Source organism: Lacrimispora sp. 38-1 (genome assembly GCF_049890855.1).
Classification (GTDB): Bacteria; Bacillota; Clostridia; order Lachnospirales; family Lachnospiraceae; genus Lacrimispora.
The window spans coordinates 100,580-122,396 of sequence record NZ_JBANEW010000095.1 but is presented as its reverse complement, the minus strand read 5'-3'; the positions used below and the strand labels follow the sequence as shown (position 1 = coordinate 122,396).

Annotated in this window: 18 protein-coding genes; 5 read left to right on the top strand and 13 right to left on the bottom strand. The window is 44.2% G+C overall.

The features are described from left to right. Positions 1-31 precede the first annotated feature (31 nt). Entirely contained in the window at positions 32-1,543 is a 1,512-nt protein-coding gene (gene cls / locus V7D18_RS24330) for a cardiolipin synthase (protein ID WP_426158290.1), read from the bottom strand. A gap of 187 nt (positions 1,544-1,730) precedes the next feature. Further along, positions 1,731-1,910, bottom strand: a complete 180-nt coding sequence (locus V7D18_RS24325) for a DUF4250 domain-containing protein (protein WP_426158524.1) — start codon at positions 1,908-1,910, stop codon at positions 1,731-1,733. Between the two features lie 129 nt (positions 1,911-2,039). On the opposite strand from V7D18_RS24325, the gene V7D18_RS24320 reads away from it, so the two are divergent. Then, positions 2,040-3,047 carry an asparaginase gene (locus V7D18_RS24320; protein WP_426158288.1) on the top strand — a complete coding sequence of 336 codons (1,008 nt, stop codon included), beginning with the start codon at positions 2,040-2,042 and terminating at the stop codon, positions 3,045-3,047. A gap of 90 nt (positions 3,048-3,137) precedes the next feature. Here V7D18_RS24320 and clpB read toward each other — a convergent pair whose 3' ends face one another. Next, positions 3,138-5,726 carry an ATP-dependent chaperone ClpB gene (clpB, locus tag V7D18_RS24315; protein WP_426158286.1) on the bottom strand — a complete coding sequence of 863 codons (2,589 nt, stop codon included), beginning with the start codon at positions 5,724-5,726 and terminating at the stop codon, positions 3,138-3,140. Positions 5,727-5,940: 214 nt separating this feature from the next. On the opposite strand from clpB, the gene V7D18_RS24310 reads away from it, so the two are divergent. Continuing rightward, entirely contained in the window at positions 5,941-6,486 is a 546-nt protein-coding gene (locus V7D18_RS24310) for a glucan-binding protein (protein WP_426158284.1), read from the top strand. A gap of 14 nt (positions 6,487-6,500) precedes the next feature. Here V7D18_RS24310 and V7D18_RS24305 read toward each other — a convergent pair whose 3' ends face one another. From V7D18_RS24305 to V7D18_RS24295, 3 genes are all read right to left on the bottom strand, one after another. After that, complete coding sequence (locus tag V7D18_RS24305) at positions 6,501-7,823, bottom strand: MATE family efflux transporter (RefSeq protein ID WP_426158282.1); 1,323 nt, start codon at positions 7,821-7,823, stop codon at positions 6,501-6,503. Positions 7,824-7,833: 10 nt separating this feature from the next. After that, positions 7,834-8,820, bottom strand: a complete 987-nt coding sequence (locus V7D18_RS24300) for a Gfo/Idh/MocA family protein (RefSeq protein ID WP_426158280.1) — start codon at positions 8,818-8,820, stop codon at positions 7,834-7,836. Between the two features lie 65 nt (positions 8,821-8,885). After that, positions 8,886-9,773 (bottom strand): LysR family transcriptional regulator, encoded by an 888-nt coding sequence (locus V7D18_RS24295; RefSeq protein ID WP_426158278.1) that lies wholly within the window; start codon positions 9,771-9,773, stop codon positions 8,886-8,888. 150 nt (positions 9,774-9,923) lie between these two features. On the opposite strand from V7D18_RS24295, the gene V7D18_RS24290 reads away from it, so the two are divergent. Together V7D18_RS24290 and V7D18_RS24285 are read left to right on the top strand one after the other, a co-directional pair. Beyond that, complete coding sequence (locus V7D18_RS24290; protein WP_426158276.1) at positions 9,924-11,198, top strand: serine dehydratase subunit alpha family protein; 1,275 nt, start codon at positions 9,924-9,926, stop codon at positions 11,196-11,198. Between the two features lie 2 nt (positions 11,199-11,200). Then, complete coding sequence (locus V7D18_RS24285; protein WP_426158274.1) at positions 11,201-12,397, top strand: dicarboxylate/amino acid:cation symporter; 1,197 nt, start codon at positions 11,201-11,203, stop codon at positions 12,395-12,397. 63 nt (positions 12,398-12,460) lie between these two features. Here V7D18_RS24285 and V7D18_RS24280 read toward each other — a convergent pair whose 3' ends face one another. Together V7D18_RS24280 and uxuA are read right to left on the bottom strand one after the other, a co-directional pair. Next, positions 12,461-14,074: a mannitol dehydrogenase family protein gene (locus V7D18_RS24280; protein WP_426158272.1), complete on the bottom strand. Its 1,614-nt coding sequence runs from the start codon at positions 14,072-14,074 to the stop codon at positions 12,461-12,463. Between the two features lie 15 nt (positions 14,075-14,089). Beyond that, positions 14,090-15,163 carry a mannonate dehydratase gene (gene uxuA, locus V7D18_RS24275; protein WP_426158270.1) on the bottom strand — a complete coding sequence of 358 codons (1,074 nt, stop codon included), beginning with the start codon at positions 15,161-15,163 and terminating at the stop codon, positions 14,090-14,092. 409 nt (positions 15,164-15,572) lie between these two features. Between uxuA and V7D18_RS24270 the strand changes: the two genes are divergently transcribed. Beyond that, positions 15,573-16,247 carry a GntR family transcriptional regulator gene (locus tag V7D18_RS24270; RefSeq protein WP_426158268.1) on the top strand — a complete coding sequence of 225 codons (675 nt, stop codon included), beginning with the start codon at positions 15,573-15,575 and terminating at the stop codon, positions 16,245-16,247. Between the two features lie 433 nt (positions 16,248-16,680). On the opposite strand, the gene prfA is transcribed toward V7D18_RS24270, so the two are convergent. The 5 genes from prfA to rho form a co-directional block, all read right to left on the bottom strand. Continuing rightward, positions 16,681-17,754 (bottom strand): peptide chain release factor 1, encoded by a 1,074-nt coding sequence (gene prfA, locus V7D18_RS24265; RefSeq protein WP_117416955.1) that lies wholly within the window; start codon positions 17,752-17,754, stop codon positions 16,681-16,683. 39 nt (positions 17,755-17,793) lie between these two features. Next, positions 17,794-18,663 carry a peptide chain release factor N(5)-glutamine methyltransferase gene (gene prmC, locus V7D18_RS24260; RefSeq protein WP_426158266.1) on the bottom strand — a complete coding sequence of 290 codons (870 nt, stop codon included), beginning with the start codon at positions 18,661-18,663 and terminating at the stop codon, positions 17,794-17,796. Then, the gene (locus tag V7D18_RS24255) at positions 18,660-19,604 is read right to left on the bottom strand and encodes a DUF1385 domain-containing protein (protein ID WP_426158264.1); all 945 of its coding nucleotides are present in this window, start codon (positions 19,602-19,604) and stop codon (positions 18,660-18,662) included. The genes prmC and V7D18_RS24255 overlap by 4 nt, the downstream gene beginning before the upstream one ends. A gap of 106 nt (positions 19,605-19,710) precedes the next feature. Continuing rightward, the gene (gene rpmE / locus V7D18_RS24250; RefSeq protein WP_104439128.1) at positions 19,711-19,917 is read right to left on the bottom strand and encodes a 50S ribosomal protein L31; all 207 of its coding nucleotides are present in this window, start codon (positions 19,915-19,917) and stop codon (positions 19,711-19,713) included. Positions 19,918-20,049: 132 nt separating this feature from the next. Further along, positions 20,050-21,723: a transcription termination factor Rho gene (gene rho / locus V7D18_RS24245; protein ID WP_426158262.1), complete on the bottom strand. Its 1,674-nt coding sequence runs from the start codon at positions 21,721-21,723 to the stop codon at positions 20,050-20,052. Between the last annotated feature and the right edge of the window lie 94 nt (positions 21,724-21,817).

The window sequence follows — 21,817 nt, the reverse complement described above, 5'->3', positions numbered from 1 at the left end:
TGGAGATATTATGTTGCACTGTAAAAGAATTCTATAAAAGAGGTGAAAGAAGTCTGCTGCCCTGTTCCTTAATCCTGATAAAGATACCTCTGGCTTCATATCTCTCCGGCGTGATCTCTTCACATACCTTTAAATCTTCCAGAAATAACGCTTCTAATTTTCTGGTCGTCTCTTCATCATAGATCACCGCATTGACTTCAAAGTTCAGTTCAAAGCTTCGGATATCCATATTGGCAGTTCCATAGGAGCTGACCCTTCCGTCTGTCATGACACCTTTTGAATGAAGAAAACCATTTTTATATGTGTAGCATCTGGCACCTTCGGAAAGCAGGTCCCCCACATAGGAATAAGTAGCCCAGTAAACAAAGGGATGATCCGGCTTGCATGGGATCATGAGCCTGACATCCACTCCCGATCTGGCTGCAACCCTGAGGGCAGAAAGCACCGCATCATCAGGAACAAAATAAGGAGTCTGAATGTAGATATGATGCTTTGCTTTGGAAAACAGCCGGATATAATTATCCCGGATCTGTCTGCTTCTGGCATCAGGTCCGCTGGCAATAATCTGAATACCAAGTTTTTTTTCTGTCTGGTTCATATCCACCACTCCCATATTATACAGACAAGCTCCGTCTTCGTCCTCACAGAAGTACGTCATATTTTTAAATAAATTCTCTCCTACCGCATAGTTCCAGTCCAGTGCAAAACGAATCTGAAGGCTTAACACAGAGCCGCCCTGAAGCTTTAGATGAGTATCTCTCCAGTAGCCGAATTTAGGATCCTGGGAAATATATTCTCTTCCAATATTAAATCCGCCCACGTAGCCGACCCGGTTATCAATAACAACAATCTTCCGGTGGTTTCTATAGTTAATACGCAGATGCAGCCTTCCTAATACCGGGGGGAAGAAGATCCCAACCTTAACGCCGCTTTCCTTTAATCTCTCCCATTTTGATTTACGCATGAACCGTCCGCCCATACCGTCGCAGAGAATCCGGACCTCCACACCTGCTTTTGCCCGCTCCATTAATATGGGCATGATGGAATCAAACAGCTCGTCGTCCTTGATAATATAATACTGAAAATGAATAAACCGTACTGCTTTGGAGAGTTCTTCCCTGAGATCCTTAAACTTTTTCTCTCCGTCTGTGAAGATCTCTACAGAATTATCAATGGTCAGAACAGAGCCTGAGGTTTCTAAATTGTATACCACAAGATCTGCATAATCTCTTGCAAGCGATGTGTCCAGCCCGATATCATGGCTTTTTAGAAACTCCTCCTGATTTCTGGCAGAGTAACGCATCCGGTCCTCTACTTCCTTAACCCGGAACATCTTTCCTTTCCTCATATCCTGCCCCAGGATGAGATAAAAGAGGAATCCGAATACAGGTATAAAATACAGCGCTAAAAGCCAGGTCCAGACTGCCTTTGGGTCCCTCCGCTGAAAAAAAACAATGATAACAGAAAGAATCAGGTTTATATAGATTAAATGCTCCATTAACCAGCTCCATACAGCTATAATCTGATGCCAGACAGATTCCATGTCAAATCCCTCCCTTCTCTTTCTATCCTGTTCCATAAACAGCCGATACCCTTATACATGAAACAGTTTTCCTTTTTTCTGCTCTTTCATTCTAATAATATTATGGTCCCACACCTGTAAATAGTCACAAATCATTTTTCCAAAAAAGGCCCCCGCAGCTGCGACGACCCTTTTGTATCCACTTCACTCACATAAACTGATTTTTTTCATTGTCATACCGATAGTCAATGGAAGCCAGAGACTTCATGATCTCTTCTTCCTGTATCCCCAGACTCAGACAGCACTCATTTAAAGACGGATAAAAATCTCTCAGCTGAGTATTGATATAGCTGAGCAGCATAACCGGATCCTTTGGTATATTCGCCATCATTTTATCTCCTATCTCTGTTTGTCCCTCATTTTAACATATATTTCTTTGATTTTCAAGAAATGCCCTGTACGAATGGAAAAAGAAATGCTACAATCAGGTTCATAATCCTTCAGGAGGTATATTCAAATGAAAAAAATAATGATGCTGGGAACCGGCGGTACCATCGCATGCAAAAGAGGAGATTCTGGTTTAAAGCCCCTTCTGACTTCTGAGGAACTCCTCTCCTATGTCCCGGATGCGGCAGATTTCTGTCATGTAGACAGTCTTCAGATATTCAATATAGACAGCACCAATATGCAGCCAAAGCACTGGCTTGTAATTGCAAAAGCGATTGAAGACCATTACGCGGATTATGACGGCTTTGTTGTCTGCCATGGTACCGATACGATGGCTTACACAGCTGCAGCACTTTCTTATCTGGTGCAGAATTCACCTAAGCCGATCGTCATAACCGGTGCTCAAAAACCCATTGACATGGAAAATACGGATGCAAGAACCAATTTATCCGACAGCCTCCGTTTCGCCAGTGATGACCGGTCCCACGATGTGAATATTGTTTTTGACGGCAAAGTCATTTCCGGCACAAGGGGAAAGAAAGAACGGACTAAAAGCTACAACGCCTTTTCAAGCATTAATTTCCCCTATATTGCCACAATTCAGGATGGGCATATAATTTTCTATCTGGATGATAAAAGGAACTGCTCCGGTACCCCCCTGTTTTCTCATAAGCTGAACTGCAACGTGGCTCTTTTAAAACTGATCCCATCCATGGGCGCGGATGTTCTGGATTATATGGCAGGACATTATGATGCTGTTATCATCGAATCCTTCGGTGTAGGCGGTCTTCCTTCCTATGATACGGGGGATTTCTATAAAGCGATTGAAAAATGGATTTCTCTGGGAAAGACAGTAGTTATGACAACCCAGGTAACCAATGAAGGCAGCAATATGTCTGTTTACGAAGTGGGACATTCCATTAAGAAAGAATTCGGTCTGCTGGAAGCATATGATATGACTCTGGAAGCCACAGTAACGAAGCTCATGTGGATTCTTGGAAAGACAACCGATCCCAAGGAAATACGGGATACTTTTTATCATACGGTAAACAGAGATATCCTCTGGACAGTATCTTAATTTAAAAGTCTGATTATTCTGACATAAAAGGGAGCCAAAACTCTGGCTCCCTTATTATGCGTATTATCCGGTTTTTAATCTCTGGCTTTTTTATTCCAGATATGCAATCAGCTTTTCCCCATCTTGTGAGACATCTATTACGATAGTACTGCCTGCATGTATCTCATCTCCAAGGATCACCCTTGCCGCAAGTGTCTCCACATGCTTTTGCAGATAACGTTTTAACGGTCTGGCACCATACACCGGATCATACCCCTGCTCTACTACAAATTCACCGGCCTGGTCAGTCAGTTCGATTCTGATCTCACGATCCTCCAGCCTCCGGTTTAGATCCTTCATCAGCAGACTCACAATGCCGAAAATATTACTCTTATCCAGAGGCTTAAACAGAATAATTTCATCCAGACGGTTTAAAAACTCGGGTCTGAAATGGGCTCTTAGGTCTCCCATCACCATCTCCTCTGCCTCTTTTCTGATATTTCCTTCGCTGTCTATTCCCGTAAGAAGATACTGGGAACCGATGTTGGATGTCATAATTATAATGGTATTTTTAAAGTCAACAGTTTTTCCGGTGGAATCGGTGATCCGTCCATCATCAAGAACCTGCAAAAGCACATTAAATACATCCGGATGTGCTTTTTCAACTTCATCAAACAGCACCACGGAATATGGTTTTCTGCGGACTGCTTCTGTCAGCTGGCCTCCCTCGTCATAGCCTACATATCCGGGAGGTGCTCCGATGAGTCTGGATACGGAATGCTTTTCCATGTATTCGCTCATATCGATTCGGACAATGTTGTTTTCTTCATCAAACAGGCTTTCTGCAAGTGCCTTGGCAAGCTCTGTTTTTCCCACGCCGGTAGGTCCTAAAAAGAGAAAGGAACCGATCGGCTTGGTTGGATCCTTAATTCCAGCCTTGGACCTGATAATTGCTTCAGTCACCTTTAATACGGCTTCCTCCTGTCCAATGACTCTTTTGTGAAGTTCCTGATCCAGATGAAGAGTCTTATTTCTCTCGCTCTCAGTCAGCCGGGCAACGGGAATTCCCGTCCATTTGGATACAATCCTTGCTATTTCATCCTCGGTAACGCTTTCCCGAACCAGGCTTAAATCCTGATTTTTTACCCGTTCCTCTTCCTGTGCAAGCTCCTTCTGAAGTTGTGGCAGTCTGCCATATTGCAGCTCTGCCGCACGGTTTAAGTCATATTTCTGCTGTGCTGTCTGAATTTCTCTGTTTAAATTTTCAATCTCTTCCCTTAAAGAAGAAAGACGTTCTACCGATGCCTTTTCATTCTCCCACTGAGCCTTCTGTGATGCAAATTCGTCGTGCAGCTCTGCCAGTTCTTTCTGCAGTTCTGCCAGACGGTCCTGACTTAACCGGTCAGTTTCTTTCTTTAATGCAGCTTCTTCTATCTCCATCTGCATAATCCGTCTTGAAAGCTCATCGAGTTCAGAAGGCATGGAATCCAGCTCTGTCTTTATCATGGCACAGGCTTCATCCACCAGGTCGATGGCCTTATCCGGAAGAAAACGCTCACTGATATAGCGGTCAGAAAGGGTGGCGGCAGATACCAGGGCAGAATCTGTGATCTTCACACCGTGATAAACCTCATACCGCTCCTTTAATCCCCTTAAGATGGAAATCGTATCTTCCACTGTGGGTTCATCCACCATAACCGGCTGAAATCTCCGTTCCAGGGCCTGATCTTTTTCTATATACTGACGGTATTCGTCCAGGGTGGTCGCACCGATGCAGTGAAGTTCTCCTCTGGCGAGCATGGGTTTGAGCATATTACCTGCATCCATGGAACCCTCTGTCTTTCCTGCTCCAACAATGGTGTGAAGTTCATCAATGAAAAGGATGATCTGGCCGTCGCTTTTTTTCACCTCATCAAGAACTGCCTTTAAACGTTCTTCAAATTCTCCCCGGTACTTTGCACCTGCAAGCAAGGCACCCATATCAAGGGCAAACAGCTTTTTATCCTTTAATCCCTCGGGCACATCCCCCCTGACAATTCTCTGAGCCAGCCCTTCTACAACCGCTGTCTTACCTACGCCTGGCTGTCCGATTAAAACCGGGTTGTTTTTGGTCTTTCTGGAAAGAATCCTGACTACATTGCGGATTTCGCTGTCTCTGCCTATTACCGGGTCCAGTTTCTGGTCTCTGGCCCTCTCAACCATGTCGTACCCATACTTTGTCAGAGTATCGTAGGTTGCCTCCGGATTGTCGCTTACAACCCGCTGATTGCCTCTTACCGTTGACAAAGCCGCCAAAAAATTTTCTCTGGTGATGCCATAGCTGCGAAACAGTTCTTTTAACGTTCTTGACTGTTGCTTTAACATAGCCAGGAATAAATGCTCAACGGAAACATACTGGTCTCCCATTCCCTTCGCTTCATCCTCGGCACTGATTAAAACTTTATTTAAATCATTGCTGATAAAAAGCTGTCCTCCGCTCACTTTAGGAAGCTTTTGTATTGCCCCTGCGGCCTCATCAAGAAACTGCTCCTTTTGTATATTCATCTTTGTAACCAGTTTTAAAATCAGGCTGTCTTCAATGGTAAGCAGGCTGTAAAGCATGTGCTCCTGCTCAATCTGCTGGTTCCCATATTCATATGCAAGCTTTTCGCAATTCTTTACAGCCTCCATGGACTTCTGTGTAAATTTATTAATGTTCACGGCAATTTCCTCCTTTATCCGGTTATGTACAAACATTGCCTCATTTGTTCTATATGTAATATAACAAACGCAGACAGCTGTGTCAAGATCCTTTTAACTAAAATCACAGATTTATAAATAATATCTTACGGTTTCCTTTCCCTCATTGTTTTTTCCCAGGGGTTCGCTTATAATCGATTCATACAATCTCTGAATAAACCGGAAGGAGGAGAATATGAACGACAGACGCCGCTTGTTTCCGGCCCCTGCCATTCGCCTGGCAGCCGCCGTGCTTTTATCCGTCTGGTTTGCTGCATACGGCACAGACTATTTAATCAGCTATGCCCATACAAAAGATGAATCCATCTATATTTCCGGAAACTGGGTGAAGGATGATGGCGGCTGGCGGTATTTCAACCAGTGGAATTCCAAATATCCAGCCGGACAGTGGATCGAATATCAGGGTAATTCCTATTATTTTATGGATAATGGATATATGGCTACTGGCTGGCGTTATTTAAATGGTCATTGGTATTACTTCAATCCTGAGGAGGGAAGAACAGAAGGTGCCATGGTGACCGGGTGGATTCGTGATTCTCATTATAATGCCTCATTTTATACAAACCAGATAGGCATTATGGTAACCGGATGGCATAAGATCGACGGCAGCTGGTATTATTTTAACCCCGGCCCTGCCGGTGTTTTGGGACAGATGGCAGTCAGCCGGGTCGTGGATGGTTCTTATGTCAATGCTGAGGGAAAGATGAACGAAGAACGTTAAAAGGACAGTGCCGTTTAAGAAACGGACACTGCCCTTTTTTCAATCCCCCGAAACCGCAGTCCAAATACAACAGCGCGGAAAAACCAGTCAATAAACATTCCATACCAGATCCCCATTACTCCCAGATTCATAATCTGTACAAAAAAATAGGCAGATGCAATCCGAAAGAGCCACATAGAGAAAACCGAGACAGCCATGGTGAATTTGGCATCCATGGAAGCTCTTAAAGAATATGGAATCGTAAATGCTATTGGCCACACAATCATGGCATAGCTGTGTGCCTCGATCATCTGTACAGAAATCCTGGCCGCTTCTTTGGAAAGGTGGTAAATGGAAACAAGCTGACCGGAAAATAAGATCATGGCAACACACAGTACCAGAAGAATTGCGTAATTAACCATGACTAAACGTCTGGTATAATGCTTTGCCTGCTTTCTTTCACCTGCTCCCACGCACTGGCCCACTATTGTGATCAGCCCTAAGCCAATGGCGGTGCCGGGAAGGTAAAGCAGCGTCACGAGATTGGAAGCTACCGCATAGCTGGCAATCGCCGCAGTTCCCAGAGAGGATACCAGACTCTGCAGTGCAATTTTTCCAAACTGGAACATGCCGTTTTCCAGTCCGTTGGGAATCCCGACCGACAGAATGTTTCTTATCATATGAAAATCGGGTCTTAATTCGTCAAGCCGTTTGATTCTGACTGTATTATCAGGGCTTTGAATCAGATAAAACATCATAACTGCTGCTACAATACGGCTGGCAAGGGTGGGAAATGCCACACCGGCCACCCCCATGTGCAGTCCGAAAACGCAGACAGCATTGCCTGCGATGTTTATGGTATTCATCACCAGTGATACCACCATGGATACCTTTGAGTTACCCATGGAACGAAACAGCGCTGCACAGGAATTGTAAATCGCCATAAAGGGATAGGATAACGCTGTGATTCTAAAGTATATCACTGCATCATTCATCACCTGAGTTTCCACATTTCCGAATATTGATGCCAGCAAAAGCCTGTTACCTGCCAATGCAATTATGGATACTGCCAGTGACAATACCGTAGTCACACCTATGAGCTGACCTGCTGCCTTACAAGCATTTTCCGACTGCTTTTTACCCAGATACTGGGCTGAAATAACAGCTCCCCCGGTAGCCAGGGCAGACAGGATCTGGAGTATCAGTATGCTGATGGAATCAACAAGGGAAACTCCGGATACCGCAGCTTCTCCGACTGCCGCCACCATGACCACATCTGCCATCCCTACCAAAACTGCCAGGATCTGCTCCACAATTAAAGGGGCCAGCAGCCGGATCAAATCTTTTCTATTAAACATACCGGTATCCTCATTCGTCCTTTTCAAAGGGATAACGTATCCCCCATTGTCTTCTAAGCTCGTCCATGACTTTCATAACATGAAGAGTCGTCTGGTGAGGCATCTGCGGGCACTCGGTCAGTCCCTGCTCAATGGCCGCTTTGCTGGCCAGAACCTGATATTCATATCCTGTTATCTGCTGCGGTCTTTCATAGGTTCCCACCAGCTTCCGATCCCGATCGTATACACAAATAGATTCAAAATTATTGATGTTTTCCACAACCAGAAATCCTTTTGTTCCGTAAATAATACCCTGACGGTCAGAAAGTACCTGAACTGAGCTGTTAAGTACAGCCATTTTTCCGCCGGGATAAAGAAGCGTGATGCTGTTTTGAGCATCCACTCCCGATTCTGTCTTTATCACGCTGGAGGATATATCTGTAATTTCATCGCCGAAGACAAGAGAGGCAAAATTAAGTGTATAAACTCCTACATCCAAGAGCGCTCCTCCTGCAAGCTCCGGCTTAACAATCCGGGGCTTATCCGATACCAGATAGGCCAGATTGGCAGTGAGTGTCATTGGTTCTCCGATAATGCCGGAATGAAGAATTTCTTTTAATGTCTCAGCCATAGGCATATAACGTACCCACATGGCTTCCGTGATCATCAGGTTTTTCTCTTCTGCCAGATCAATCATCTCTTTCGCCTGGGAATAATTTGCTGCAAAGGATTTTTCACAGAGAACATGCTTTCCATGCTCCAGACAGAGCCTGGCATTGCTGTAATGCTCCGAATGAGGAGTCGCAATGTAAATCAGCTGAATCCCGCTGTCAGCCGCCAGTTCTTCATAAGAGCCATAAGCTTTTTTTATAGAAAAACGTGCTGCAAATTCTTCCGCCTTTTCAAGGCTTCGTGAAGCAGCTCCATACAAACAGACTTCAGGCATCTGAACCATGGTCTCTGCCAGCAGTGATGCAATTCTGCCTGTTCCCATGATCCCAATTTTCAATACTTCCATAGTTTATCCTCCAGCTGATTATTCTAGTTCTCTTAGTATATCACATGGTTACAGCCCGTACAATATCAATGCTCCTCCATCTCCAAAACCAGTTCCATAAACGCCTTCATCTCCCTGCTGAGCCACTTATCCTTATGATAAACGATCTGTCTCCACGTCCTCAAATGAAATTCTTTCATGGAAAGCGCGGTCAGACTTCCCAGCTCCATATCTTTTCTTATAGTAAACTCGGGAAGAAAGGAGATTCCCTCATTCTGCTTAAGAAGTTTTATGATAAACTCCGTATTTCCAATTTCCAGGAAGGGATGGAGCTTCTTGTCGTCTGATGCCAGATACTGCTCCAGTATAAACCGGTAGCTTGCATCTTTTTCTGTCAGTATCAGTGGCTGGGTAATCACCTGTTCGATGGTAAGTCCGGTTTCCTTTGCAAATATATGATCCATTGATGCAGCAAATATGATTTCTTCCGGTTTTTCCAATATTTTAACCCATTTGGCATCATACATTCTGCGATCCAGAAAATACACCATATCTACCTGATTGCTGTTCATCATGTTCAGCAGAGTACCTGGAGAATCAACAATAATATTGATATTGACTCTGGGATACCGGTGGTGATACTCCCTGATCAGCGGAGGAAACAGTGTAGAACAGATGGATTCGATTGTACCGATCACCAGCCTGCCCGTCAGTTCCGATGACTGCCCCAGCGCATTACGGGCATAGGCCACATTGCGCATAATTTCAGATGCATACTGATAAAACATCTCCCCCTCATGGGTCAGAGTGGTTTGTTTTCCAATCCGGTCAAATAAGTGGATATTTAATTCTCTTTCCAGTTGTTTAATCTGAACAGTGACTGCCGCCTGGGAATATTTAAGCTTTTCTGCAGCCCTGCAGAAGCTTTTTAAATCAGCCACTTCTAAAAACGTTCGTATCTCACGGAGTTCCATAGTTTTCCTCTCATCATTTAAAAATATTAAACATAATCATAAAAACATTAAATTTTACATCCACATGTTTTTATGGTACATTAAAGTCACTCAGAAATCAACTCAAAAGATGAGTATTTTAAGCACACGATCAGAAAGGACTTTAAAAGTATGGAAAAGGCAAATTGTAAATACCGCGCCTACGTGCAGATACTGAAGGAGGAACTGGTTCCCGCCATGGGCTGTACGGAACCAATCGCCCTGGCTTACGCTGCCGCAGTAGCAAGAAAAACTCTTGGGGCTATGCCTGATAAGGTGGTAATAGGTGCCAGCGGGAGTATCATTAAAAATGTAAAATCCGTAATTGTTCCCAATACCGGTCATTTAAAGGGAATCCCCGCTGCCGCTGCTGCAGGTATCGTGGCGGGAGATCCGGAAAAGGAACTGGAAGTGATCTCCTGCGTTACACCAGAGCAGATCGCCGGGATGAAAAAATTCATGGAGGAGACTGAAATAGAGGTTATACATATCGATAACGGAATCACCTTCGATATCCTTATCACTTTATATAAAGGGTCTTCCACCTGCAAAGTGCGGATTGCCAATTACCATACCAATATAGTACTGATCGAGAAAGACGGGGTAATCTTAAAACAGCTGGATGCCGGCAAAGAAGAAGAGGCCCTGACTGACCGGAGCTTACTCAATATGGAGGATATCTGGGATTTTATTAATACAGTAGACATAGCTGATATCAAAGAAACGCTGGACCGTCAGATTAAGTACAACTGGGCCATTGCCGAGGAGGGGCTTAAGAATGACTACGGCGCCAATATCGGTAAGGTACTTTTAAAGAGCGCAGGCAGCGACATTTCCCTTAAAGCAAAGGCCATGGCTGCGGCCGGTTCTGACGCCCGTATGAATGGCTGCGAGCTGCCAGTCATTATTAACTCGGGAAGCGGCAATCAGGGGATCACAGTATCCGTTCCTGTAATCGTCTATGCAAAGGAATTAGGAGTCAGTGAGGAAACCATGTACCGTGCACTTGCCTTATCCAACTTAACTTCTATTCATCAGAAGACTCCCATTGGAAGATTATCCGCTTACTGCGGAGCGGTCAATGCGGGGGCAGGGGCAGGAGCCGGAATAGCCTATCTATGCGGAGGAGGCTACGAAGAGATCATACACACGGTCGTCAATGCACTGGCCATTGTTTCCGGTATTGTATGTGATGGCGCAAAGGCTTCCTGTGCGGCAAAGATTGCATCCTCCATTGAGGCCGGAATCTTTGGATACAGCATGTACAGTCAGGGACAGCAGTTTCTGGATGGGGACGGCATTGTCACAAAAGGCGTAGAGGCTACGCTGAGAAACGTTGGAAGATTGGGGAAAAGAGGCATGAAAGAAACCAACGAGGAAATCATTAAAATCATGATAGGAGAATAGGTATGAAAAAATTAGTAAGTAGTTTACCATTTAAATTACTTCTGGGGGTTATTGGGGGAATTTTAATCGGGCAGGTGGCTGGAGAACAACTGATGAATGTTGTTGTGACAGTTAAATACATACTGAATCAGATCATTGTATTCTGTGTTCCGCTCATTATCATCGGCTTTATAGCTCCGTCAATTACACGTTTAGGCAACAATGCATCAAAAATGCTGGGAATCGCTGTTTCCGCCGCCTATATTTCATCCTTAGGAGCAGCTTTGTTTTCAATGACAGCAGGATATATTATGATCCCCCATCTGTCCATTTCCGCAAATACAGATGGCTTAAAGGAACTTCCGGGTATTGTGTTTCAGCTGGATATTCCCCAGATCATGCCGGTCATGAGTGCACTGGTGTTTTCACTTTTGCTGGGCCTTGCTGCCACCTGGACAAAATCCAAGGTTATTACCCAGGTTTTGGAGGAATTTCAGGAAATTGTTCTTTCCATTGTAACTAAGGTAGTCATACCCATTCTTCCTGTTTTTATCGCATTTACTTTCTGCGCTCTGTCCTACGAAGGAACCATCACAAAACAGCTTCCTGTTTTCCTCCAGGTCGTGCTGATTGTAATGGTAGGGCATTATATCTGGCTGGCGCTTTTGTATCTGATCGGCGGTGTTTATTCAAGAAAGAATCCCTTTGATGTTCTGCGCAATTACGGTCCTGCCTACATCACAGCCGTTGGAACCATGTCATCGGCAGCAACTCTGGCCGTTGCCTTAAAATGTGCGAAAAAATCACAGCCAGCTTTGAGAGAAGATATGGTGGACTTTGGTATTCCGCTTTTTGCCAACATCCACTTATGCGGATCTGTACTGACCGAGGTTTTCTTTGTTATGACTGTATCGAAAATCCTTTACGGTTCCATGCCTTCCCTTAGTTCCATGATTTTATTCTGTACTCTTTTGGGTGTATTTGCAATCGGGGCGCCAGGTGTTCCCGGAGGAACTGTCATGGCATCACTTGGTCTGATCACCGGAGTCTTAGGTTTTGACGAGATGGGAACCGCTCTCATGCTGACAATCTTTGCACTGCAGGACAGTTTTGGTACTGCATGCAATGTAACCGGAGACGGAGCCCTGACTATGATTCTAACCGGCTTTGCTGAAAAACACGGAATTAAGAATCAGAAAATAGAATCAGGAATATCATAATATACAAAGTGCGTCCTGGGCAGGACTTCCCCCCCCCTGCCAGGACGCACTTTTCTTTCTTCATCAGTGATTTAATTCACGCTTCAGTGTTTCTCTCACTGCTCCGGCTCCCGTAATCTGAGCGCAGAACATTTCTTCAATCGTTTCTCCAATACCTGCCTTGTATAGATCAATTCCAAAAATATGCTCATTAGACAGGATTTCTTTCAGCTGGCCATGATAAGTCTCCGGTTTTCCAAGTTCAATTCCTTTTAACTTCTCTGTCAGTTCCGGAATCATAGGATCAGAAGAGAGTTCAAATGCCTTACCCTCATCATCCACTGCCAGAAGATAACGGCACCAGCCAGCAATTGCCAGAGGAATTGCTTTTAATTTTTTCGCATCTCCGTATTTTTCCACATATGCCTTAATGGTCTCGCCATAACGAATTCCAACCTTCTGAGATGTATCAGTAGCAATTCGCTGAGGTGTATCAGGCATAAAAGGATTGGGGATTCTGACACGAATTACTTCATCTACAAATTCCATAGGAGAAAGAATACCAGGGTCAGTAACAACCGGCATACCTTCTACCGGACCAATCTCATGAACCAGCTGGTTCAGCTGCGCATCCTTCATCTCATCTGCAATCAGTGTATATCCGAGAACACAGCCGTAAACAGCCAGTGCCGTATGCAGCGGATTTAAGCAGGTGGTAACTTTCATTCGCTCTACTTTATTTACAGTATCCCGGTCTGTCATATACACACCGGCTTTCTCAAGTGCCGGCCTTCCGTTGGGGAATTTATCTTCGATTACCAGATACTGAGGTCCCTCTGCATTAACAAACGGCGCGATGTAGGTCTTCTTGGATGTAATTACCGGAGCCATATCCTCGACTCCTGCTTTTTCCAGCTCGCTGCATACAGAATCTGCAGGACGTGGTGTGATCTTATCAATCATGGACCAGGGGAAAGAAACACGGGATTCGTCTTCCAGGTAGTCAACAAAGGCTTTCTCCACAAACCCTCTGCTCTCCCATTCTCTTGCAACTGTCACGATGGACTGTTTCAGCTTTTCTCCATTATGAGAGCAGTTATCCATGGAAACCACCGCCAGAGGTGCCTTTCCAGCCTTAAACCGTTCAAACAGCAGCGCACATACCACTGCCATGGCGGAAACTGCTTTATCAGGACCATTTTCCAGATCTGCCAAGATAAATGGGAAATAGTTTCCCTCTGTTCCCTTCAGTGCATAGCCTTTTTCTGTAATAGTAAAAGACGCCATCTGCAAGCCAGGATTTACAAAGATCTCCTTCAGGCGGTTCCACTCAGATGCAGCAGAGGACTGGGCCCTGATTGCTTCTGTCAGGGATCCGATCACCTTTTTTCCAGTGGAGCCATCTGCATTCAGGGTTACTCCAAGAACCAGATTGTCATATGGATCGTAGATCTTATCAATTACATCAAAATCAAAAGTCTCTACACAGGTAATTCCTTTGGTACTTTCTCCCTGGGCAATCAGAGTGTCTGCAATTCCTCCGATAAAGATACGGAAAATATTACCTGCTCCAAAATGCACCCACACCGGTGATTCTTTTGTCTCTCTGACCACTGTCTCAATGTCATAAAGCGGAAGACTGATTCCAGCTGCCTCCCAGGCTTCTTTATTTTTTAAACCTTCTAATGTCAGCTTCATACCGGCACTGCCTCCTTAGTTTTTCCCTGATTCCTTATCAATGGCTTCCCATAATCCCTGGAGATATACTGCTCCCAGTGCTCTGTCATAAAGACCGTATCCAGGCATGGCAACCTCTCCCCAGATCATTCTTCCATGATCCGGACGGATCACACCATCAAATCCTGTTTCATACAGTGCTTTCATAATGGCATGCATGTCCATGGAGCCGTCAGAAGAAAGATGTGCTGCTTCTTCGAAATCTCTCTCACTGTTGTATTTTAAGTTTCTCACATGTGCAAATGGAATTCTTCCCTTTGCAGCTTTAATTATATCACAGATATCGTTGGCCGGATTGGATCCAAGAGATCCTGTGCATAAGGTAATACCATTGTATGGCTTGTCAACAGCCTTTAACAGTTTTACTATCCATTCCTTGTTACGTACGATTCTTGGCAGACCGAAGATTGGCCATGCGGGATCATCGGGGTGAATACCCATCCTGATATCATATTTTTCACACACCTCACCGATTGACTCAAGGAAATAAACAAGGTTATTAAACAGCTTCTCTTCGTCGATGTCTTTGTATGCCTCAAATAAAGCTTCCAGACGTGACAGACGCTCCGGCTCCCAGCCTGGCATTACAAAGCCGTTGGACATCTTTTCAACAGATTCTTTCATATGTGCGGGATCGATTTTATCCACTACATCCTGGTTATAAGCAAGTACGGTTGATCCGTCAGAACGTACTCTTGCCAGATCGGAACGTGTCCAGTCAAATACCGGCATAAAATTATAGCAGACCATATGAATTCCGGCTTTACCCAGATTTTCAAGAGTCTGGATATAATTTGCAATATGCTGTTCCCGCTTTTCGGTACCGATCTTAATATCGTCAGAAATGTTAACTGATTCGATTCCGGCAATGGTGAGGCCTGCATCCTCCACTGCTTTTTTAAGTTCCAAAATCTCTGCCTCGGTCCAAACCTCTCCTGCCTGTTTTCCCATCAGGGTTGTAACAACACCTTTTACTCCGGGTATCTGTTTGATTTGTTCAAGAGACACACTGTCATATCCTGGTCCATACCAGCGTAAAGTCATTTCCATTGTTTCGTTCCTCCTGTTTTTTAATCATTCATGGTTTTTACGTATAGATGCGGCCGGCACAAAATAAGTGCTGTTCCTATTATGTGCTAGTATTGCCCAGCCAACCAAACATGTATGAATTTTTCTATTACATGCCCTTCTATCTTGTATGGTAGTATATTACAAGGAAATATTCAATATGTAATTTTGTACATTTTATAACTACTTTTTTGTGCATATTCACATATTTTTATTTTCTATTCTTATGTCATTGACATTTTAATGTTTACAAAGCATGATACTTGTATACAAGTTATCTCCCGATCCAAACGGGTTTTTAAATAAAACGATAGATAAACTTGCTGTTCAGTAGTATACTAACCGTATGATCCTGTCAGCAGGATTTATATTTTGATAAGAGAGGTTTTTTATGAAATTGTTCGATCGGTCTCCCGGAGAGAATGCAAGAAACTATGCCATACGCGTTCTTCTCTATAATATCATTAACCTGGAGCTTGCTCCGGGCAGTGCAGTAAGTGAAAATGAGCTTTCTTCTACCTTAAAGCTTTCAAGAACGCCAGTCAGAGAGGCACTGATTGAACTGAGCAAATCAAGCCTTGTTGAAATACTTCCCCAAAGGGGCAGCTATATATCAAAAATCGATTATGAACGCATTGAAGAAGCACGCTTTATGAGACTTGTTCTGGAAAATGCGGTTTTAAAGCTTGCATGCGAAAGTCCGGAACCAGTGGATTTAAAGAAGCTGAAAGACAATATAAGTGAGCAGAAGTTCTGCCTGGAACAGGAAGATACAGCAAAGTTCTTCCCTCTGGATAATGAGTTTCATATGCTCTTGTTTCAATCTGTGAATAAAGCCAGAACGTTTGAGATCATTCAATCCCAGATGGTCCATTTTGACCGGATCAGAACCCTTTCCTTAAAATCAAGCAAGCCTACCAGGATTGTGGAAGATCATGAGAATATTATATATGCCATTGAGCGCAGGGATTCAGAGCTTGCTGAAATCCTGATGACCAGGCATATAAACAGACACCAGCTGGAAAAGTCAGAGCTTGTGGCTTCATTTCCTGACTATTTCATCTAACAGCAAAAAATCCCTCTCAGACAACGACTATGTCCAAGAGGGATTTTTCAGATATTTTCATTTTTTATTGGTATATTTATGAGTTGGTACATATAATTATACTGGCAGGTACAAACTGCTGGCAATCGTGTATAGGGTGGTAGGCCTCGATTCTACATAGAATGGAGGTGTTGCTTATGAAGAATTATGATTTCAAGGACTTAATGTCTTTTGGTACGTTCCTTCTGGCACTGCTGACATTCGTCTTTATGACGTGTCACTGACCGCAAAAAGCCTTCCCTGTACTTTGGCCGGTCGGGAAGGTTTTTGCTTTTCTGATTAGCCAACCACCCTGTGGCGATTGCCCTTCTTTATTATATTATACCTGCTGTTTAAAATATTACAAGTACAGGCATTTATTTTAGAATCTTTGCAGAAATTTCTGGTAATCCCCTTAATTTTCATTCAGTCTGGCAAGTTTTTCTGCCTGGTCTGCCGCAATGAGAGAGTCCAGAAGTTCATAAATATCTCCATTCATGATGGAATCAATCTTATAAAGAGTCAGCTTAATCCGGTGATCTGTCACACGTCCCTGAGGGAAGTTATACGTTCTGATCTTCTCAGACCGGTCACCTGTACCGATCTGGCTTCTGCGCGCCTCCGACTCAGAATTCTGTCTCTTCTCCAGCTCAATATCATAAAGCTTGGAACGAAGCAGACGGAATGCCTTCTCTTTGTTCTGAAGCTGGGATTTTTCAGTCTGGCTGTAAATTACAATACCAGTAGGCATATGAGTCAGACGAACAGCGGAATCCGTTGTGTTGACACACTGTCCGCCGTTACCGGAAGCACGCATTACATCGATTCTGACATCCTTATCCTCAATCACTACATCCACATCTTCTGCTTCCGGCATAACTGCCACAGTAGCCGTTGAAGTATGGATTCTGCCGCCACTCTCCGTCTCCGGTACTCTCTGAACCCGGTGAACGCCGCTTTCGTATTTCATCTTGGAATAAGCGCCTTTTCCTGTAATCATGGCAACCACTTCCTTAAAACCGCCGATTCCGTTTTCATTAACGCTGATTAACTCTACTTTCCATCTCTGGGCTTCTGCATAATTCACATACATGCGGTACAGCTCAGAAGCAAAAAGTGCAGCCTCATCACCACCTGCTCCTGCACGGATTTCCAGCATGATATTCTTATCATCATTGGGATCCTTGGGCAAAAGAAGTACTTTAAGTCGCTGTTCCAGCTGTTCAATCTGCTTCTTGGCATCCGATAATTCTTCTTTTGCCATCTCCCGCATCTCTTCATCGCTCTCTTCCTCAAGAAGAGCCAGACTTTCTTCCACTGTCTGCTTCGCCTTCTTATACTGGGTATAAGCTTCCACAAGATCTGCTAAATCCGCCTGTTCTTTCATCAGCTTCCGAAACCGGTTCTGATCCTCTGCTACGGACGGGTTGTTAAGCTCCTGCATCAGCTCTTCATAATGAATTAATATATCATCTAATCGATCAAACATTGGTATCCTCCAAAATGTCACCAAAAGGGCTTCTGCCCATTATTTTTCTAAAACTCCGCTCAATACGCGGTCCAGGCCCGCCGCATCGCACCAGGAACGGATCTTTATAAAACCGGCTTGCTCAAGCAGTGTGCTGACTGCGTCTTTCTGGTCATAACCAATCTCCAGATAAACCGCACCGTCAGGATTCAGATAATTACGGCTTTCTGCTGCCAGTCTTCTGTAAAAGTAAAGACCATCTTCTTTTCCATCCAGTGCCAGTACAGGCTCATGATCCCTTACCTCAGGCTGCAGATCTTTTATTACCTCAGTGGGAATATAGGGCGGATTGGACACAATCACATCGAACGTTTCACCTTTCTTAAAAGCATTAAATAAATCGCTTAACAGAAATGTAATTTTCTCTTTTCCCAAAATTGCTTCCCCATTCCTTTTCGCAACTTTTAAAGCTTCTTCGGAAATGTCCCCAGCTATAACCGATTCAAACCCGCCAAGCTTTGCGAGACTTACGGCGATACACCCGCTGCCGGTGCATAAATCCAGAACCCTGGGATTCCTGTCCTTATAATCCTTTAAAATCTGCTCCACCAGTGTCTCTGTATCCTGCCTTGGAATCAGAACATGTTCATTGACAAAAAAATTCAGACCCATGAATTCCCTGCTCCCGGTTATCTGCTGAAGGGGTATTCTCTCCGACCGCAGCCCAAGCATCCGGTAAAAATTACGTACAGATTCTCCCAGCTCCTCTTTTGCATTCAGAACTCTGTTGCGCTCAATAAGGAAATGAGTCAGATCTGTATGGAATGCTTCAAACAGCAGATATCTTGTATCAAGCGCAGCTTCCTGTATCCCTGCCTTCATCAGTCTGTCTGTTCCTTCTTCCAATAACTGATTTAATGTTAAACTCATGATTTGTTCTCCGGAAAATTCTTACCAAGAAATTCTCTCCAGTTAAATACGGCTTCCACAGAGGCAATCCCTACTTCAATCATAGAGTCATCGGGTTCACTGGTAGTCAGCCCCTGCATCCACATGCCCGGTCTGCTTATAATATCCACCAGCTTTGAATCGCTCCGTCCTGCTAAACGCAGAAACTCATAGGATACCCCTGCAATCACCGGAATCAGAATAATACGGCTCAAAATTCTCAAGGGAAGAGTCTTTACCTGAATCACCATAAAAAACAGAATGCTGATAATCATTACGATTAAAAGGAAACTGGTTCCGCATCGTTTATGTTCCTTGGAACTTTTTCTTACATTCTCCACATTCAGTTCCAGCCCGTGTTCCAGGCAGTTAATACATTTATGTTCGGCTCCATGGTACATGAAGGTACGTCTGATGTCCTCCATGCGGGAAACCAGTTTAATATAAGTGATAAAAATACCGATACGGATTACACCTTCCAATACAGCCATCACAGTCTGTGACTGAATGAAACGGTGAAATATATTAGCCAGAAACAAAGGAAGCACCATAAATATGCAGATCGCCATGATTACGGAAAATACCATCACCATGCTCATCAGAGCTTTTTCCATCTTTTCACCAAAGATCCGTTCCAGCAGTTTCTCAAATCCGGAGGGTTCTGAATCCTCCTCATCATCCTCGAAAAAGCTGGCAGAAAAGGTGAGCGCCCTCATACCCAGTATCATGGAATCAGCAAAACTGAAAATACCTCTGAAAAATGGAAGAGAAAACAGCTTTACTTTTTCTCCCATGCTGACATACGCATCTTTTTTCACTTCAATGGTTCCGTCCGGCTTACGGACTGCTATGGCATACTCATCCCTGTTTTTCATCATAACGCCTTCAATCACGGCCTGACCGCCGATTCCTGAATACTTCATACGCCAACCACCTCTCTGTTAGAAAATAGATGTAACAATATTCTAATCTCAAAAAAGGTTGAGCTAAAGTGTTTCCACTAAACTCAACCTTTTCTTTGCTCCAAACTTATTCAGCCTTAACGCCATATTTACGATTGAATTTATCAATACGTCCACGAGCGGAAGCAGCTTTCTGCTGACCGGTGTAGAATGAATGGCATTTAGAACAAACTTCTACGTGGATGTCTTCCTTTGTAGAACCAGTTACGAATTCATTACCGCAGTTGCAAACAACCTTTGCCTGGTAGTAATTTGGATGGATTCCCTCTTTCATGATTTTCACCTCGCATACTCTGATTTCTATTAAATCGCGGTTTGTAAACCGACTTTGTCTAATAAACAGCTTGTATAGTATAACATAGAAAAAAACTTAATGCAAGCATTTATTATATAAAAGATTACAGCCTTAGAAAAAGCGCATCTTCTTTGACATCTCCACAAATTCCCGGTTATTCCTGGTTTTTGAAAACAGGTCCAGAATTTTTTCTACTGCGTCTTCTGGTTTTAATGTATTGGTCGCCTTACGCACAATGTCAACAGCCTCTGCTTCTTCTCTGGTAAGGAGCAGATCGTCTCTTCTGGTTCCTGACTTTAAAATATCAATAGCCGGGAAGATTCTCTTCTCTGAAAGCTTCCGGTCAAGCACCAGCTCCATATTGCCCGTACCTTTAAATTCCTCATAAATAACATCGTCCATACGGCTTCCTGTATCAACAAGTGCTGTGGCAAGTACGGTAAGACTGCCGCCTTCTCTCATGTTTCTTGCTGCACCGAAAAAGCGCTTGGGCATATGGAGAGCTGCAGGATCAAGACCGCCGGAAAGAGTTCTTCCGCTTGGTGCAACCGTTAAGTTGTAGGCTCTTGCAAGGCGGGTTATGCTGTCTAAAAGGATTACCACATCTCTTCCATGCTCTACAAGACGTTTGGCCCTCTCAATTACCATCTCCGAAACCCGTTTGTGGCGGTCCGGAAGTTCGTCAAACGTGGAATAAAGAACCTCCACATTATTACCTACGATCGATTCCTTGATATCTGTAACCTCTTCCGGACGCTCATCAATGAGAAGTATCATCAGATGAATCTCAGGATGATTGAGTGTGATTGCTTTGGCCACCTGCTTTAATAAAGTAGTTTTACCTGCCTTTGGCGGTGATACAATCATACCTCTCTGCCCTTTTCCAATGGGAGCTAACAAATCCACAACTCTCATGGCAGTTGTATTCTTTCCTCCGTCTGTCTCCATATGAAGACGCTTGTCAGGGAAAATAGGAGTCATATTTTCAAAGTTCGGGCGGCGCTCTGCCATGTTGGTGGGATATCCGTTAATCTTCTTCACATATAAGAGTGCTGCAAACTTTTCTGCTGCAGTCTTTACTCTGCGGCTGCCATGAATAATGTCTCCGGTCTTCATGTTAAAGCGACGGATCTGGGATGGAGCCACATAGACGTCATTCTCACCGGGGAGATAATTTTCACAACGGATGAAGCCAAATCCATCAGGCATGACTTCCAGTATCCCATGGGCATCAATTCCGCTGTCAAGCTCCTGAAGTTCAGGGCTTGGCTGAAAATCCACCCTTGGTTCTTCCGCACCATATTCCTGCCTTGATTCCGCCCTGGCAGGGCTCTCCTGCTTTACCGGTGTTTCATTCCTGGTCATTCCTTCACTTCTTCCGGAATTATCATATCTGTTATTTCCCTCAGAAACTGCTCCCCCTGTCGGGCGGTATGTTCTCTGCTGTGTATCCTGACGGTAAGAACGGACCACCGTTTTCTTAATATTGTTCTGAACCGGTGTGTTCTGCTGCTCTACGGCGGACTGCACCTGGGGCTGGGGAGCTGGTACAGGCGGTCTGCCGGTTTCCTTCTCTGTCTGTTCGGTTACCGGCTCTCTGACCGGTTCCCTTTTTTCTGCCGAAACACTCCCGCCCTCAACTGCGATATCAGAAGTCTCTCCTTCCTTTTCACAGAGTATATTTATAATATCGGGCTTTCTCATGGAACTGAAGCCCTTTATCCCCTGGGCCTTGGCAAGCTCCTTTAACTCCGCTAACGGCAATGTCTGTAATTTTTCACGCATATTAATCTCCTTCATGATTCCTTATACCAGTTGTTTCGTAATCTTGGGAATGATTTACGATAGAATATCGCAAACAGACGACCGGAATGCACTT

Bases quoted from the DNA above. Each gene is read 5' to 3' on its own strand.
- V7D18_RS24285 (WP_426158274.1), top strand. From the start codon at position 11,201: ATGAAAAAATTAGTAAGTAGTTTACCATTTAAATTACTTCTGGGGGTT.
- V7D18_RS24270 (WP_426158268.1), top strand. From the start codon at position 15,573: ATGAAATTGTTCGATCGGTCTCCCGGAGAGAATGCAAGAAACTATGCC.
- V7D18_RS24310 (WP_426158284.1), top strand. From the start codon at position 5,941: ATGAACGACAGACGCCGCTTGTTTCCGGCCCCTGCCATTCGCCTGGCA.
- V7D18_RS24280 (WP_426158272.1), bottom strand. From the start codon at position 14,074: ATGAAGCTGACATTAGAAGGTTTAAAAAATAAAGAAGCCTGGGAGGCA.
- uxuA (WP_426158270.1), bottom strand. From the start codon at position 15,163: ATGGAAATGACTTTACGCTGGTATGGACCAGGATATGACAGTGTGTCT.
- V7D18_RS24320 (WP_426158288.1), top strand. From the start codon at position 2,040: ATGAAAAAAATAATGATGCTGGGAACCGGCGGTACCATCGCATGCAAA.
- cls (WP_426158290.1), bottom strand. From the start codon at position 1,543: ATGGAATCTGTCTGGCATCAGATTATAGCTGTATGGAGCTGGTTAATG.
- V7D18_RS24300 (WP_426158280.1), bottom strand. From the start codon at position 8,820: ATGGAAGTATTGAAAATTGGGATCATGGGAACAGGCAGAATTGCATCA.
- V7D18_RS24295 (WP_426158278.1), bottom strand. From the start codon at position 9,773: ATGGAACTCCGTGAGATACGAACGTTTTTAGAAGTGGCTGATTTAAAA.
- rho (WP_426158262.1), bottom strand. From the start codon at position 21,723: ATGCGTGAAAAATTACAGACATTGCCGTTAGCGGAGTTAAAGGAGCTT.
- prmC (WP_426158266.1), bottom strand. From the start codon at position 18,663: ATGAGTTTAACATTAAATCAGTTATTGGAAGAAGGAACAGACAGACTG.
- V7D18_RS24255 (WP_426158264.1), bottom strand. From the start codon at position 19,604: ATGAAGTATTCAGGAATCGGCGGTCAGGCCGTGATTGAAGGCGTTATG.
- V7D18_RS24305 (WP_426158282.1), bottom strand. From the start codon at position 7,823: ATGTTTAATAGAAAAGATTTGATCCGGCTGCTGGCCCCTTTAATTGTG.
- V7D18_RS24325 (WP_426158524.1), bottom strand. From the start codon at position 1,910: ATGGCGAATATACCAAAGGATCCGGTTATGCTGCTCAGCTATATCAAT.
- rpmE (WP_104439128.1), bottom strand. From the start codon at position 19,917: ATGAAAGAGGGAATCCATCCAAATTACTACCAGGCAAAGGTTGTTTGC.
- prfA (WP_117416955.1), bottom strand. From the start codon at position 17,754: ATGTTTGATCGATTAGATGATATATTAATTCATTATGAAGAGCTGATG.
- V7D18_RS24290 (WP_426158276.1), top strand. From the start codon at position 9,924: ATGGAAAAGGCAAATTGTAAATACCGCGCCTACGTGCAGATACTGAAG.